The organism is Pseudotabrizicola sp. (genome assembly GCF_030656345.1).
Taxonomy (GTDB): domain Bacteria; phylum Pseudomonadota; class Alphaproteobacteria; order Rhodobacterales; family Rhodobacteraceae; genus Pseudotabrizicola.
Map to the genome: position 1 here is coordinate 361908 of NZ_JAUSNR010000019.1, position 16135 is coordinate 378042.

Below are 16135 nucleotides of genomic sequence, written 5' to 3' on the forward strand. Positions count from 1 at the left end.
GGCCTCGGAGCAACGCGCATGACGCGTGGCGGCCAAAAGACAACGCCTGACGATCCGGAACGCAAGTGCATCGTTTCCGGGGAAAGCCAGCCAAAAGCGGGGTTGATCCGCTTTGTGCTGGGGCCAGAGGATATGATCGTGCCAGATATTCTGGCGCGGCTGCCCGGGCGTGGCATCTATGTTGCGGCGGACCGCGAGGCTTTGGCCAAGGCGGTAAAGAAGAACCTGTTCTCGCGCGCGGCGCGGCAGCCGGTGAAAGTCGCGGCAGATCTTCCCGAACTGGTGGAACGGCTCTTGGTGCAACGGGTCATCGACCTTATATCCCTTGGGCGCAAAGCCGGCGACGCGGTCTGCGGCTACGAAAAGGTTAAAGACTGGCTGATCAAGGGTCAGGCAAGAACGCTGATTCAGGCCAGTGACGGTTCTGAACGCGGCAAAGAAAAGCTTCGCCCGCCAAATGGGCCAGATTCCCTGATTTCCTGCCTGACAGCAGGGGAAATGGGTTTGGCATTCAGTCGCGAACGTGCGATACACGCCGCGCTTGCGGCTGGTGGACTCAACAACCGTGTTGTAGAGGAAGCGGCAAGGCTTGTCGGATTGCGTAGGGCAGACGGCAAGCAGGTCGGCGACGAGATCGCCGGGAAGGATACGAAGGACGCATGAGCGATACAGACGGCAAAAAACCTCTGGGTTTGGGTGGCGCACCTCGTTCCGGTCAGGTGAAGCAAAGCTTCAGCCACGGCCGGACGAAAAGCGTTGTGGTTGAAACGAAGCGCAAGCGCGTGGTCGTTCCCACAAAGCCGGGCGCAGCCGGAGCGACTGGCACGGGCACAGGGTCGCCCAATCTGGGGGACCCGGCCAAGCGGCCTGCGGGCATTTCCGACGCCGAGATGGAGCGTCGTCTGACCGCTTTGCGCGCCGCCAAGGCACGCGAGACGGCAGATAACGAACGTCGCGCCGAAGAAGAGCGTCAGCGCGAGGAAGATCGCCAGCGTCGCCGCGAAGAGATTGAAACGAAAGAGCGCGAAGAGCGTGAACGGCTTGAGGCGTTGCGCCAGAAGGCCGAAGAGGAAGAGCGCGCGGCGCGTGCCGAGTCGGAGGCCCGAGTCTCGGCCGCCGCACAGCGCAAGGCCGATGTTCTGGGAACGCGGTCACGCTCGACCGACAAGCCTGCAGAAGTGAGTCCGGGCCCGGCCACGCCGGCACCCGCCGATGCGCCGACCAACCGCAATCAGGATGCCACCGGGCCGCGCGGCGTTGCCGCCAAGGCCCCGCTTGCGCCTGCTCCACAGCGCAAGACCGACCGGGAGCGTGAAGAGCGCGAACGCAGCAAGGCCAAGGGTGAAGACGCCCGTCGCGGCGGCAAGCTGACCCTGTCGGCGGCGCTGAACGGCGAAGGCGGCCGCACCCGCAGCCTTGCTGCGATGAAGCGCAAGCAGGAAAAGGCCCGTCAGAAGGCGATGGGCTTTGGCACCAAGCCCGAAAAGCAGGTGCGCGACGTGCAGCTGCCGGAAACGATTGTTATTTCGGAACTGGCCAACCGTATGGCCGAACGCGCGGCAGATGTGGTGAAATCGCTCATGAAAATGGGTATGATGGTCACCATGAACCAGGCGATCGACGCTGATACGGCGGAACTGGTGATCGAGGAATTCGGCCACAAAGCGGTGCGCGTGTCTGATTCCGACGTGGAACAGGTGATCGACTCGGTCAAGGATCGTGACGAAGACCTGCAATCGCGCCCACCGATCGTGACGATCATGGGTCACGTTGACCACGGCAAAACCTCGCTTCTGGATGCGATCCGCAAGGCGAATGTGGTGTCGGGCGAAGCCGGTGGCATCACCCAGCACATCGGGGCCTATCAGGTCAAAACGCCAAGCGGCGCGCTGGTGTCATTCCTTGACACCCCCGGCCACGCTGCCTTTACCAGCATGCGTGCCCGTGGCGCGAGTGTGACCGATATCGTCATTCTGGTGGTTGCGGCTGATGATGCCGTGATGCCGCAGACGATTGAGGCGATCCACCACGCCAAGGCTGCCAAAGTGCCGCTGATTGTGGCCATCAACAAGATGGACAAGCACGGCGCGGATGCGACCAAGGTGCGGACCGATCTTCTGCAGCACGAAATCGTCGTCGAGGCGATGTCGGGTGATGTGCAGGATGTCGAGCTGTCTGCCAAGACCGGCATGGGCATCGACACTCTGCTGGAAGCCATTGCGCTGCAGGCCGAAATCCTTGAGCTGAAGGCGAACCCAAAGCGGGCAGCCTCTGGCGCGGTGATCGAAGCCAAGCTGGATGTGGGCCGCGGCCCGGTCGCGACGGTTCTGGTGCAGAACGGCACCCTGCGCAAAGGCGATATCTTTGTCGTCGGTGAACAGTGGGGCAAGGTACGCGCGCTGATCAACGATCAGGGCGAAACCGTGCTGGAAGCCGGTCCTTCGGTTCCGGTCGAAGTGCTGGGCCTGTCTGGCACGCCATCAGCTGGCGACACGCTGAACGTGGTGGAAACCGAAGCGCAGGCGCGTGAAATCGCGGATTACCGCGAGAAAGCCGCCAAAGACAAACGCGCAGCAGCCGGTGCCGCAACCACGCTGGAGCAGCTGATGGCGAAGGCCAAGGCCGACCAGTCGGTCGCCGAACTGCCGGTGCTGGTGAAGGCCGATGTGCAAGGCTCTGCCGAAGCCATCGTGCAGGCGCTGGAAAAGATCGGCAACGACGAAGTGCGCGTGCGTATCCTGCATTACGGCGTCGGTGCGATCACCGATACCGATGTGGGTCTGGCCGAAGCCTCTGGCGCGCCGATCATCGGGTTCAACGTGCGGGCCAATGCCTCGGCCCGACAGTCGGCGAACCAGAAGGGCGTCGAGATTCGGTATTACTCGATCATCTATGATCTGGTTGACGACATCAAAGCCGCCGCCTCTGGCCTGCTGAAGGCCGAAGTGCGCGAAACCTTTATCGGTTATGCGCAGATCAAAGAGGTGTTCAAGGTTACGGGCATTGGCCAGGTGGCTGGCTGTCTGGTGACCGAAGGTGTGGCGCGCCGTTCGGCAGGCGTTCGCCTGCTGCGCGACTCTGTTGTGATCCACGAGGGCACGCTGAAGACACTGAAGCGCTTCAAGGACGAAGTGAAGGAAGTGATCTCGGGTCAGGAATGTGGCATGGCGTTCGAACGTTACGAAGATATCCGCCCCGGCGATGTCATCGAGATTTTCGAGCGCGAAGAGGTGCAGCGCTCGCTGGCATAAGCCAGCGGCCTGCGTTTCATCGGACAAACAAAAAAAAGCCGGGGGAAACCCCGGCTTTTTCGCGTTCGACGTATTGTTCAGGCCGCGCGTGATGCTGCTACAGGAGCGCCCACAAAGAGCTTTTCGTCGACTTTGATCACCAGTTTTCCGTCAGACAGGGTTCTGACAAGCAGTCCCTGGATAGAAACACAACTTCCGATAGCTATTGTCCTCAGCATGCACCAATCCCCCATTAGCGTCGCACGCCTCAAATTAACTAAATAAATTCAGAAAACCATTAAGAAAGTGTCGTGATGCGGGAAAATTCCACAATTTAAGAACGATTGTGTCTAAATCCACTCCCTTAGGATAGGAATCAGCGGGATATCGGCGGGGGGCATTGGATAATCGCGCAAATTTTCAGCTTTTACCCAGGCCAAACGCTGCCCTTCTAAACCCTGAACGATGCCTTCCCACCGCCGGCAGGCGAATAACGGCATCAGCAGGTGAAAAGAGTCATAGCTATGGCTGGCGAATGTCAGCGGGGCCAGACAGCTTTGCCAGGTATTGATCCCCAGCTCTTCCTTCAGCTCGCGAATCAGTGCTGCTTCGGGTGATTCGTCTGGCTCGACCTTGCCGCCTGGAAACTCCCACAACCCGGCAAGCGATTTGCCCTCTGGCCGCTGTGCCAGAAGCACGCGGCCGTCGGGGTCGATCAGGGCGACAGCCGAAACGAGGACGATTTTCAAGAGCGGTAGTCCGCGTTGATCTCGATATAGCAGCTGGTCAGATCACAGGTCCAGACCGTGCGGGCCGCCTTGCCCAGACCCAGATCGACGCGGATCAGGATCTCATCCTGTTTGAACTGCGCCGCGCCGTCTTCTTCCTGATAGTCCGGGTTGCGCCAGCCGTTTTTGGCCACCACCACATCGCCGAAGCGGATGGCCAGGCGATCACGCTCCGCTTCGGCCCCGGATTTGCCGACGGCGGCAACGATGCGGCCCCAGTTCGGGTCTTCACCGGCCAGCGCGGTCTTGACCAGCGGTGAGTTGGCGATGGAGAACGCGACCTTGGCGGCATCTGCATCATCGACCGCCCCGGTCACCCGGATTTCGACCAGCTTCGTGGCACCCTCACCGTCCCGAATGACCTGCAGCGCCAGATCCTGCATCACGCTCTGCAGTGCCGCCTCGAACGCCTTGGCGACCGCACCCTTGACCGGACCGGCATCGCTTTGGCCGGTTGCGGCCAGCAGCAGCGTGTCAGAGGTTGAAGTGTCACTGTCGACCGTGATCGAATTGAACGTCGCATCGACATTGCGCGACAGCATCCGCTGCAGAATCGTGGGAGAGATCTTTGCATCGGTGAAGATGTAGACCAGCATCGTCGCCATATCCGGCGCGATCATGCCCGAACCTTTGGCGATGCCCGCAATATGGATGGTGCCGCCATCGCCCTGAACGGTCGCGGCGGCACCCTTGGGGAAAGTATCGGTGGTCATCATGGCCTGTGCGGCCATCTCGATGCCGTCTTCGCGCAGACCGGCGATCAGATCGGGCAGAACGGCGGTGATCTTGTCATACGGCAGCGGCTCGCCAATCACCCCGGTCGAGGAGGAAAACACGCGTGCAGCCGGAAGGTTCAGCGCGGAGGCAACGCCGCCGGTCACTGCGGCAACCGCCTTGTCCCCGACCTTGCCGGTAAAGGCGTTGGAGTTGCCGGAGTTGACGATGATCGCAGCCCCGTCGCCCGCAGCCTTGATCGCCAGCTTGTCCTGACAATCGCGCACACAGGCCGAGCGGGTGGAAGACCGGGTGAACACCCCGGCCATCGCGGTGCCGGGCGCAAGGCGGATCAGCATCACATCCTTGCGGTTGGCATATTTGATCCCGGCCTCAACGGCGGCGAATTCAACGCCCTTGATGACGGGAAGTGTGGGGAAGCCATCCTTCGGCGCCAGTGGTGACACGGGTTTGGCCGATTTCAGTTTTGCGCCGATCTTGCCGGCGACCTCTGCCACCTCGTGCCTCACATCGCCTGCGACGTCCGAAACGGTTCCGGTCACCGCAGATTTCAGCTTGCGCAGGCGCTTTTTCAGCGTCTTTGCTTCGGCCTTCCAATCGGTCTTCGCCATGGCTTCCCCCTGGGATCAGTTGTCCAGCAGGGTTGCATCACGCAGCAGGGTCGGGTCAAGCCCTTCTCCGGGGCGGGTAATCTCCGCCGCGTCGGTCAGGGCCTGGATATGGGCCTCGACTGTGGTGCGCTCGATCTCAGCGGCCAGTTCGTCGCGGGTTTCATCCAGCGTCGGCGCGGCAGCGACCCGGGTTTCCTTGACCAGAATCAGGTGATAGCCGAAATCCGATTGCACGGGTGCGGTGACCTTGCCGATTTCGGCGGCGACCACGGCATCCTCAAACGGTTTGACCATCATGCCGGTGCCGAACCAGCCCAGATCACCACCATTGGCCCCAGAGCCGACATCGCTGGAATTGGCCCGTGCCAGCTCTGCAAAATCGGCCCCGCCGTCGAGCTGAGATTTCAGCTCAGCCGCCTTTTCCTCGTTGTCGACAAGGATATGGGCGGCGTTGTATTCGGTGGCTGGTTCCGCATTGGCATATTTCGCATCATAGGCGGCCTGCAGTGTCGCGTCGGTGATGGCACCTGCCACCACCTCTTGCAGCGCCACGCCCGAGATATAGCCCCGGCGGTCATTTTCCAGCGCCAGACGGTCGCGCTTGGTGATGTTTGTCACCGATTGCTCCAGCGCGGTCTGCTGGATCAGCTGATCCAGAATGCCGGTATAGAGCACATCATCAGGCAGCGCCTGATACTGCTGCGGCAGGCCTTCGCGCAGGGCGATCATGTGGCCAAGGGTGATGTTGGTGCCATTTACCGTGGCCACAATCGTATCGGCCGTGGTGTCTTGTGCCAGTGCTGGCCCCGACAACGCGCCCAATACGGCACAACTGGCCAGAAACCCGGTCCATTTCGTCATTTTCACACCCTCCTGATCGGGCACAAAGCCCGCCAAACATTGACTATGGCGGGCCCGTCCCTTACATCGCGGGGGTCGTGTGCGACGGGGCCGGCCGGCCTTCTTGGGCTTTCTAAGGAAGGCATTGGGGTCGGGCAAGGCCCTTGGTTCACACGATGCTGTCAGGAATACCCACGGAGAACATATGCTGGGTCTGGGTTCGCTTACGCGCAAGGTCTTTGGGACACCAAATGATCGCAAGGTAAAATCGGTTCGTCCGCTGGTCGCACAGATCAACGCGCTGGAGCCGGAGTTCGCCGCGCTCAGCGACGAAGGACTGAAGGAAAAGACGCAGGCCTTGGCCCAGCGTGCGCAATCGGGCGAAAGCCTTGACGCGCTGCTGCCCGAAGCCTTTGCCAACTGCCGCGAAGGGGCAAAGCGGGCCCTTGGCCTGCGCGCCTTTGATGTGCAGCTGAAGGGTGGGATCTTCCTGCACCAAGGCAACATCGCCGAGATGAAGACGGGCGAGGGCAAGACCCTGATGGCCACCTTCCCCGCCTATCTGAACGCGCTGGCGGGCAAAGGCGTGCATATCGTGACGGTCAACGACTATCTGGCCAAGCGCGATGCCGAATGGATGAGCAAGGTCTACGGTGCCTTGGGGATGACCACGGGCGTGGTCTATCCCTATCAGGCCGACGCCGAAAAGCGGGCGGCCTATCGCTGCGACATCACCTATGCGACCAATAACGAGCTGGGCTTTGACTATCTGCGCGACAATATGAAGGGCAGCATCGAAGACATGTCCCAGCGTGGCCATTTCTTTGCCATCGTGGATGAGGTCGACTCGATCCTGGTGGATGAGGCGCGCACACCGCTGATCATCTCCGGCCCGTCGCAGGACCGGTCGGAACTGTATGTAAAGGTTGATGACCTGATCCCGCAGCTGACCGATGCGCATTTCAAGCTGGATGAGAAAACCCGCAACGTGACCTACACGGATGAGGGCAATGAGTTTATCGAAGGTCTGGTGCGCGCGGCGGGTATCCTGCCTGATGGCCAGAACCTCTATGACCCAGAAAGCACCACCATCGTTCACCACGTGACGCAGGCGCTGCGGGCCCACAAGCTGTTCACCAAAGACCAGCAGTATATCGTCCGCGACGGCGAAGTGATGCTGATCGACGAATTCACCGGGCGCATGATGCGCGGCCGCCGCTTGTCGGACGGTCTGCATCAGGCGATTGAGGCGAAAGAGGGCGTGCAGATACAGCCGGAAAACGTCACGCTGGCAAGCGTGACCTTCCAGAACTACTTCCGCCTGTACGCAAAGCTCGCCGGGATGACCGGCACGGCGGCGACCGAGGCCGAGGAATTCATGGAAATCTACCGTTTGGGCGTGGTCGAGGTGCCGACCAACCGTCCGATTGCCCGGCAAGATGATCATGATCAGGTCTACCGCACCGCCCGCGAAAAATACGAAGGCGTGGTGAAGTCGATTCATGAGGCGCATGAAAAGGGTCAGCCGATCCTTGTCGGCACCACCAGCATCGAAAAGTCTGAATTCCTGTCGGGCCTGCTGAAAGCTGCCGGTGTGCCGCACAATGTGCTCAACGCCCGCCAGCACGAACAGGAAGCGCAGATTGTGGCCGATGCCGGTCGCTTTGGCGCGGTGACGATTGCCACCAACATGGCCGGTCGCGGCACCGATATTCAGCTGGGCGGCAACATTGAAATGCAGGTCATGGCCGCCATCGCCGCCGACCCGCATCTGAACCCCGATGAAGTGCGCAGCAAGATCGAGGCGGAACACGCCGAGGAAAAGGCCAAGGTTCTGGCCGCTGGTGGCCTGTTCGTGCTTGGCACCGAACGCCACGAATCGCGCCGCATCGACAACCAGCTGCGCGGCCGGTCGGGCCGTCAGGGGGATCCGGGACGTTCGTCGTTCTTTCTGTCGTTGGAAGACGATCTGATGCGGATCTTCGGCTCTGAAAAGCTGGATGCCGTGTTGTCCAAGCTGGGGATGAAAGAGGGCGAGGCCATCGTTCACCCTTGGGTCAACAAATCGCTCGAACGGGCGCAGGCCAAGGTCGAAGGCCGCAACTTTGACATCCGCAAGCAATTGCTGAAGTTCGACGACGTGATGAATGACCAGCGCAAGGCGATCTTTGGCCAGCGGCTGGAGATCATGGAGGCCGAAGATGTGGCGGAAATCACCGAAGACATGCGCAATCAGGTGATTGATGACATGGTCGATCTGCACATGCCGCCCAAAAGCTATCCTGATGCCTGGGACGTTGACGCGCTGACGCTGGCCGTGCGCGAAAAGCTGAACATGGATCTGCCAATGGCCGATTGGGCCGCCGAAGAAGGCGTGGATCAGGACGTGATCAAGGAACGTCTGGTCGAGGCGAGCGCCAAGGCGATGGCCGACAAGACCGTGGCGTTCGGGGCCGAAACCATGCGCTCGATCGAAAAGCAGGTGCTGCTGCAGACCATCGACGGCAAATGGCGCGAACATCTGCTGACGCTGGAACACCTGCGCTCGGTTGTCGGGTTCCGGGGCTATGCGCAGCGTGACCCGCTGAACGAATACAAAACCGAAAGCTTTGCGCTGTTTGAATCGCTGCTGAACTCGCTCCGGCAGGAAGTGACGCAAAAGCTGGCGGCGATCCGCCCGCTGACGCAGGCCGAACAAGAGGCGATGATGGCGCAGGTGCTGGCCCAGCAACGCGCCGCCGCCGCCCCTGCCGAGGCAGAACCGGCGCTCGTCGACGCCGGGGCCGATGCCACACCGTCAACCAGACTTGCCGGCTTTGACGAGGCTGACCCGGCCACTTGGGGCAACCCCAGCCGGAATGACCTTTGCCCCTGCGGATCGGGCGAAAAGTTCAAGCATTGCCACGGGCGGCTGGTCTGATCAGTCGTCACGGTGACCAAATGGGGCAGCATTTGCTGCCCCAGATTTGCCACCAAATGTGTTAACATTTCCTTAAATTGCCACTGATTGGCCCCCTTTGCGTTGCAGGTTAACAGCTGACGGATTGGCTGGAGACCACGATGAACCTGCTGCGCAAACTGACACTGATCGCCGGAACGGGGGCTGTTGCCCTTGGCGCAGGGCATTTCGTACAGCAAAAAGCGGCGAACCGCACGACGGCAGAACTGCCGGGTGTGGTGGTTTCCGACATCAGCCCGGTCGCGGCGGGGCGGGGTGATCTGGCCCCGATCCTTATCGACCCACCGGCCCTGCCGCCTGCCGCTGCCCCGGTCACCACCCCCGCTTTGCCAACGCCGGATCTGGCACCCGATGTGCCGCAGCCCGATGTTCTGGCGGCGGCGGACCCTGATCTGTTCACCACCCCTGACGCGCCCGTCATGACCGCGCCTGCCATCGTTTCGGCCCCGGACTGCGCCGTCAGCTTCGATCTGCTGGCGCAACCGGGGGCGATGATCGGCGTTTCGATGCTCGCCCCCTGTCACCCCGATCAGCGTGTGGTTCTGCGCCATGCCGGCCTGACCGTCACCGGCAGCACCTCGGCCAGCGGCGCGCTGGCCACCAGCCTGCCGGCACTTACGGCGGTGGCTCAGGTCGAGGTGATCTTTGCCGATGGTGAACGGGTGCGTGGCACGGTGCCGCTGGCGGATTTTGCCGGGGTGAAACGCTTTGCGGTGCAATGGCAGGCGGAAGATGCGTTTCAGCTGCATGCCTATGAAAACGGGGCCAGATATGGGCACCCGGGGCATATTTCATCTGCATTTTCAGGTACATCCGGGGAAACCGGATTTGTGACCATGTTGGGCGACGCGAGAGTCGATCTGCCCCTGCAGGCAGAGGTTTATACCTTCGGCCCCGCCGCCAAGACCGAAATCGTGCTGGAAGCCGCGATCACGCCAACCACCTGCGGGCGCGAGATTCTGGGGGAGGCCATTCTCGCGGTCAACGGTCAGGTCGAGGTCAGCGATCTGACGCTGGCGATGCCGGGCTGTGATGCTGTCGGCGATATTCTGGTATTGAAAAACCTGCTTGAGGACATGACACTGGCCACTGCAAATTAGCGGGGCGCACAGGGGTTATGGGGGCAGGTTTCTGGCGTGCCGCAGGTTTTGCGGCACTTTTTGCGCCCGCATTGGCCGGGGCGCAGGACATTACGCTGTCTGCCCGTGAAGGCGGGCTGGAGATTTCCGGCACGCTGCAAGGCTATGACGGTGAATTCTACCGCATCGACAGCGTCTATGGCCTGCTGACGGTGGATGCGGCGGGGGTGATCTGCGACGGCCCCGGCTGCCCTGACCTGACCGCGCCGAAAGCCCGCGTGCGGATTGTCGGGCTGGCGGGTGTGGGCGATGTGCTTTTGCCCCCCCTGATGAAGGCCTTTGCCGAGGCGCGGGGGCTGACCTATGCCGAGTCGGGGCAGGGTGGCTACAGTGCGGTTGTCACCGACCCGCAAAGCGGCAAGCCATTGGCGGATATCAGCTTTGTCGCCGCCTTGCCGGGTGTTGCCCGGGCCGAGGTCGTGGCGGGCCGGGCCGAAATGATCCTTGCCGCCGCGACAGAGCGCGACATGGGCGCACGGGTGCTGGCGCTGGATGCGATGGTGCCGATTGTGCCGCCGGACAACCCGCTGCCGCAGATCAGCACCGGCGATCTGGCGCGGGTGCTGAGCGGCGAGGTGGCGAACTGGGCCGAGATCGGTGGGCCGGACATGCCGCTGGTGCTGCACGGTCTGGCGGCCGATGCGGCTTTGCAACGGGCCTTGGCGGCGCGGTTGGGGCGCGAGGTGGCGGCCTCTGTGCTGCATGACGACATCTCGGCGCTGGGGGTGGCGGTGCAGCGTGACCCTTGGGCTGTGGCCATGACGGTGCGGGCCGGGGTGGCGGGCGCGCGGGTGTTGCCGCTGACCGACAGTTGCGGCTTTCCGCTGCTGCCGTCGGCTCTGGCGGTGAAGGCCGAGGATTATCCGCTGGCGCTGCCAATCTATCTGCTGACCCCGCAGCGCCGTATGCCGTTGTTTGTGCGCGAGTTTCTGACCTTTCTGGACACGCCGCAGGCGCAGGCCGTGGTGGCGGCCGCTGGCTGGGTCGACCGCCAGCCGGAGCGGCAACCGCTGACCGGCGACGGGCTGAGGCTGATCAACGCGATCAAGGGCGCGGGGGAAGAGACCACGCTGGCGGATCTGAAGCGGCTGGCCGATGCGATGGAGGGGGCGGACCGGCTGTCGCTGACCTTCCGGTTTCAGGACGGGTCCAGCCAGCTCGACGCGCATTCGCAGAGCAATCTGGAAGATCTGGCGCGGCTGATCGAGGTGGGGGTGTTCCGCGATCAGGCTGTTGTTCTGGCTGGGTTTTCTGACGGGTCGGGTGCAGCTGCGGCCAACCTTGCGCTGAGCCAGTCGCGGGCCGAAGGGGTGCTGGCGGGCCTTGCACGGGCCGGAGTGGCCAAAGCCGATCTGCCAGAGGTTATTGCCTTTGGCGAATCGATGCCGATGGCCTGCGATGAGACGCAGGCCGGGCGGCGCCTGAACCGGCGGGTGGAGGTCTGGATGAAGCCGGTGTTCACAGGTACCCCCCCGAACGGAAACTGAGCTCGCGGCTTTTGCCGATGATCAGATGGTCATGCAGGGTGATGCCAAGCACTTGACAAGCCTCAAGAATCTGGTGCGTCATCGTGATGTCGGCCTGGCTGGGCGTGGGGTCGCCCGAGGGGTGGTTGTGCACCAGGATCAGCGCCGAGGCGTTCAGTTCCAGCGCGCGTTTGACCACTTCGCGCGGGTAGACCGGGACGTGATCGACGGTGCCTTTCGCCTGTTCCTCATCGGCGATCAGGGTGTTCTTGCGATCGAGAAACAGGATGCGGAATTGTTCGGTTTCGCGGTGCGCCATGGTGGTGTGGCAATAGTCCAGAAGCGCCTCCCATGAGGTGAGGACGGGTTTGTGCATGACGCGCGCCCGCATCATGCGCTGTGACACGGCCTCAAAGATTTTCAGTTCACAAACAACGGCTTCGCCTACGCCTTTGATGGATTGCAGACGGGAAATCGGGGCGGATATCACCCGGTTCAGGTCGCCGAACGTGTCGATCAGCTCCCTTGCGAGGGGTTTGACATCCTGCCGCGGAATGGCGCGGAACAGCAGGAGTTCCAGCAGTTCATAATCGGGCATCGAGGCCCCGCCGCCGGCCATGAACCGTTCGCGCAGGCGTTTGCGGTGGTCGGCGATGTAGGAGGGCAGCTTTGGCGGCAGGGGGGATGATGTGGCTTCATCCTCATCCCCCATCGGGGGGAAGAGGGGGAGGGTGCCGTCCTGAAAGCCATGCCGTGCCATGGGGGGAGGGTGGCAGGGCTTGGTGAATCAAGCGTTAATGAAAAGGGGACGGGGCCGGGCTGGGCGCCGAATCTGGGGTATGATCTGCGTCTGATTTAGGTATGGCCGACGTATGGTTTACGTCATGACGTGTGTGCGCAGGCTTTGGCGGGCGGGCAAAGGAAAACCCCGCCGGTTTCCCGGCGGGGTTTTGATGGTTTTGCGGGTCAGGACTCCGCATTCGCAGAGTTTAGATCAGCTTTTCATGCCGTCCCAGAATCCCTTGACTTTGGAAAAGAACGATGACCCTTCGGGGTTGTTTTCCTCGGACAGTTTTTCGAACTCGCGCAGCAGCTCTTTTTGCCGCGTCGTCAGGTTCACCGGCGTTTCGACGGCCAGCTCGATCAGCATGTCGCCGATGCCGCCGCCGCGCAGGGCGGGCATGCCCTTGGACCGCAGGCGCAGCTGTTTGCCGGATTGGGCACCGGCGGGGACTTTGACCCGGCTGCGGCCGCCGTCGATTGTCGGCACCTCGACCTCGCCGCCGATGGCGGCTGTGGTCATGCTGACGGGCACGCGGCAGAACAGATGTGCGCCGTCGCGCTGGAACAGGGCGTGTTCGCGGACCTCGATGAAGATGTAAAGATCCCCCGATGGCCCGCCGCGCAGGCCCGCCTCGCCCTCGCCCGCCAGACGGATGCGGGTGCCGGTTTCCACGCCGGCCGGGATGTTCACGGACAGCGCACGCTCTTTTTCCACCCGGCCCTGACCGCCACAGGCGCGGCACGGGTTCTTGATGATCTGGCCCATGCCGTTGCAGGTGGGGCAGGTGCGTTCAACGGTGAAGAAGCCCTGCTGCGCGCGGACCTTGCCCATGCCGGAGCAGGTGGGGCAGGTGGTGGGTTCGGCCCCGCCTTCGGCCCCGGTGCCGCGACAGACCTCGCAGGCGGTGGAGGTGGGCACGTTGATGGTTTTCTGGATGCCCTTGAACGCCTCTTCCAGCGAAATGCGCAGGTTGTAGCGCAGGTCGGACCCGCGTTGCGCGCGCGACCGGCCCCCGCCGCCACCGCGCCCGCCCATGAAGTCGCCGAACAGGTCTTCGAACACGTCTGAAAAGGCCGAGCCGAAGTCGCCGTGGCCACCGGCACCGGGATGCCCGCCACGCCCGCCGCCGCCCATGCCGCCTTCAAACGCGGCGTGGCCATAGCGGTCGTAGGCTGCTTTCTTGTCGGCGTCTTTGAGCACCTCATACGCCTCGTTCACCTCTTTGAACTGGGCTTCGGCGTTGGGGTTGTCTGAATTGCGATCCGGGTGCAGCTCTTTGGCCTTTGAGCGGTAGGCCTTTTTCAGGTCTTCCGCCGTAGAGCCTTTGGGCACGCCAAGAACGTCGTAGAAATCGCGTTTTGCCATGGGTTGGAACCCCTTTCCGAACCGGAGAGGGGCGGTCCGTTGCCAGACCGCCCCTTATCCCGTGTCCTGCGGTCTTATTTCCGCTTGTTTTCGCCCAGATCCTCGAAGTCGGCATCGACGATATCTTCGTCAACATCGCGCGGACGGTCCGGGTCTGCGCCTTCACCCTCGGACTGGCTGGCCTTGTAGATCGCCTCGCCCAGTTTCATCGCGGATTCGGTGAGGTTCTGGATGCCAGAGCGGATCTTGCCGGCGTCATTGCCCTTCAGCGCCTCTTCAAGCGGCTGCATGGCAAGTTCGATGGCTTCGACCGTGGTGGGGTCAACCTTGTCTGCATGCTCTTTGAGCGACTTCTGGGTCGAGTGCAGCAGGCTTTCGCCCTGATTGCGGGTTTCCACCAGTTCGCGGCGTTCCTTGTCGGCCTCGGCATTGGCTTCGGCGTCGCGGACCATCTTTTCGATGTCCTCATCCGACAGGCCGCCCGAGGCCTGAATGGTGATCGCCTGTTCCTTGTTGGTGCCTTTGTCCTTGGCTTTCACCGACACGATGCCGTTGGCGTCGATGTCGAATGTCACCTCGATCTGCGGCAGACCGCGCGGGGCGGGCGGGATGTTTTCAAGGTTGAACTGGCCCAGCATCTTGTTGTCGGCGGCCATTTCGCGTTCGCCCTGGAACACCCGGATCGTCACGGCGTTCTGGTTGTCTTCGGCGGTCGAGAAGATCTGCGACTTTTTGGTCGGGATCGTGGTGTTGCGGTCGATCAGACGGGTGAACACACCGCCAAGGGTTTCGATGCCCAGGGACAGCGGGGTCACGTCCAAGAGGACCACGTCCTTGACGTCGCCTTGCAGAACGCCGGCCTGAATGGCGGCACCGGCGGCGACGACTTCATCCGGGTTGACGCCCTTGTTCGGCTCTTTGCCAAAGAATTTGGTCACTTCTTCGATCACGCGGGGCATACGGGTCATGCCGCCGACCAGAACCACTTCGTCAATGTCGCCGACCGAGAGGCCCGCGTCTTTGAGCGCGTCCTTGCACGGTTTCATCGAGCGTTTGACCAGATCATCGACGAGGCTTTCCAGCTTGGCGCGGGTCAGCTTGACCACAAGGTGCAGCGGCTGGCCGGTGTTCTTGTCCATCGAGATGAACGGCTGGTTGATTTCGGTCTGCGACGACGAGGACAGCTCGATCTTGGCCTTTTCAGCGGCCTCTTTCAGGCGCTGCAGGGCCATCTTGTCGAGCGTCAGGTCGACGCCGTGTTCCTTTTTGAACTCGTCAGCCAGATAGGACACGATGCGCATGTCGAAATCTTCACCGCCGAGGAAGGTGTCGCCGTTGGTGGATTTCACTTCGAACAGACCGTCGTCAATCTCCAGAATGGTGATGTCGAAGGTGCCGCCGCCAAGGTCGTAAACCGCGATGGTCTTGGTTTCCTTGCGGTCCAGGCCGTAAGCCAGTGCGGCTGCGGTCGGTTCGTTGATGATGCGCAGCACTTCCAGACCGGCAATCTTGCCCGCGTCTTTGGTGGCCTGACGCTGGGCATCGTTGAAATAGGCGGGCACGGTGATGACGGCTTGCGTCACGGTTTCGCCGAGATAGCTTTCGGCGGTTTCCTTCATCTTTTGCAGGATGATGGCGGAAACCTGGCTGGGCGAATACTTCTCGCCGCGCACTTCGACCCATGCGTCGCCATTGCCGCCGTTGACGACCTTATAGGGCATGTTCTTCTGGTCTTTGAGGATCGCCGGATCATCAAAGCGGCGGCCAATCAGGCGTTTGACCGCAAAAATGGTATTGCTGGCGTTGGTGACGGCCTGCCGTTTGGCGGCTTGCCCTACAAGGCGTTCCGTTTCCGTGAAGGCGACGATTGACGGCGTGGTGCGCGCGCCTTCGGAGTTTTCAATGACGCGAGGTTGCGACCCATCCATGATGGCGACGCAGGAGTTGGTTGTTCCAAGGTCGATACCGATGACTTTGGCCATGTTGTAATCCCTTTCTACAGGCGATGGTCTTGGCGCGGGCCCGATGCGGCACCCTTGCCCATGGAGCGTGCGGTGAACCGGGCGTCTTGAAGTGGCGGACCGGGCTACCGTTGCGTGCTGTATATAGGTGGCGGTCATTTTGCCTGCAACGGGGTCATCGCGAACTGTGTTGCTAATTTTTCACATGCGTTGCCTTTGGGGCCGTGCCATCCTGCACCAAAATGGGGAACCAGCGG

Annotated in this window: 10 protein-coding genes and 2 pseudogenes; 6 read left to right on the forward strand and 6 right to left on the reverse strand. The window is 62.0% G+C overall.

The window, feature by feature from the left end; translation table 11 throughout:
- The first annotated feature begins 18 nt into the window (after positions 1-18).
- From Q7J44_RS12090 to infB, 3 genes and pseudogenes are all read left to right on the forward strand, one after another.
- Positions 19-663 (forward strand): RNA-binding protein, encoded by a 645-nt coding sequence (locus tag Q7J44_RS12090; RefSeq protein ID WP_304880193.1) that lies wholly within the window; start codon positions 19-21, stop codon positions 661-663.
- Positions 660-1218, forward strand: a pseudogene (locus Q7J44_RS23315) (translation initiation factor IF-2 associated domain-containing protein); the annotation flags it as partial. The gene Q7J44_RS12090 and the pseudogene Q7J44_RS23315, both read left to right, overlap by 4 nt.
- Before the next feature lie 125 nt (positions 1219-1343).
- Positions 1344-3251 (forward strand): annotated as a pseudogene (infB, locus tag Q7J44_RS12095) (translation initiation factor IF-2); the annotation flags it as partial.
- Between the two features lie 329 nt (positions 3252-3580).
- Here the strand turns inward: infB and Q7J44_RS12100 are convergent.
- From Q7J44_RS12100 to Q7J44_RS12110, 3 genes are read right to left on the reverse strand one after another with little or no spacing between them, the layout of a single operon-like run.
- On the reverse strand, positions 3581-3979 hold the full coding sequence (locus Q7J44_RS12100) for a (deoxy)nucleoside triphosphate pyrophosphohydrolase (RefSeq protein WP_304880197.1): 399 nt from the start codon (positions 3977-3979) through the stop codon (positions 3581-3583).
- The gene (gene argJ, locus Q7J44_RS12105; protein WP_304880199.1) at positions 3976-5364 is read right to left on the reverse strand and encodes a bifunctional glutamate N-acetyltransferase/amino-acid acetyltransferase ArgJ; all 1389 of its coding nucleotides are present in this window, start codon (positions 5362-5364) and stop codon (positions 3976-3978) included. Before argJ ends, Q7J44_RS12100 begins: the two co-directional genes overlap by 4 nt.
- A 15-nt stretch (positions 5365-5379) precedes the next feature.
- Entirely contained in the window at positions 5380-6225 is an 846-nt protein-coding gene (locus Q7J44_RS12110) for a peptidylprolyl isomerase (protein WP_304880201.1), read from the reverse strand.
- Positions 6226-6409: 184 nt separating this feature from the next.
- On the opposite strand from Q7J44_RS12110, the gene secA reads away from it, so the two are divergent.
- The 3 genes from secA (at position 6410) to Q7J44_RS12125 (ending at position 11789) form a co-directional block, all read left to right on the forward strand.
- Positions 6410-9124 (forward strand): preprotein translocase subunit SecA, encoded by a 2715-nt coding sequence (gene secA / locus Q7J44_RS12115; protein ID WP_304880202.1) that lies wholly within the window; start codon positions 6410-6412, stop codon positions 9122-9124.
- A gap of 140 nt (positions 9125-9264) precedes the next feature.
- A complete protein-coding gene (locus Q7J44_RS12120) occupies positions 9265-10263 on the forward strand; it encodes a hypothetical protein (RefSeq protein ID WP_304880204.1) in 999 nt (332 codons plus the stop codon).
- Positions 10264-10280: 17 nt separating this feature from the next.
- Positions 10281-11789, forward strand: coding sequence for a phosphate ABC transporter substrate-binding/OmpA family protein (locus Q7J44_RS12125; RefSeq protein ID WP_304880206.1), 1509 nt, complete (start codon positions 10281-10283; stop codon positions 11787-11789).
- On the opposite strand, the gene radC is transcribed toward Q7J44_RS12125, so the two are convergent.
- The 3 genes from radC to dnaK form a co-directional block, all read right to left on the reverse strand.
- Positions 11761-12528, reverse strand: a complete 768-nt coding sequence (radC, locus tag Q7J44_RS12130) for a DNA repair protein RadC (protein ID WP_304880208.1) — start codon at positions 12526-12528, stop codon at positions 11761-11763. The genes Q7J44_RS12125 and radC overlap by 29 nt on opposite strands.
- A 234-nt stretch (positions 12529-12762) precedes the next feature.
- Positions 12763-13917: a molecular chaperone DnaJ gene (gene dnaJ / locus Q7J44_RS12135; protein ID WP_304880209.1), complete on the reverse strand. Its 1155-nt coding sequence runs from the start codon at positions 13915-13917 to the stop codon at positions 12763-12765.
- Between the two features lie 74 nt (positions 13918-13991).
- Entirely contained in the window at positions 13992-15899 is a 1908-nt protein-coding gene (gene dnaK / locus Q7J44_RS12140; protein WP_304880211.1) for a molecular chaperone DnaK, read from the reverse strand.
- Positions 15900-16135: the final 236 nt, after the last annotated feature.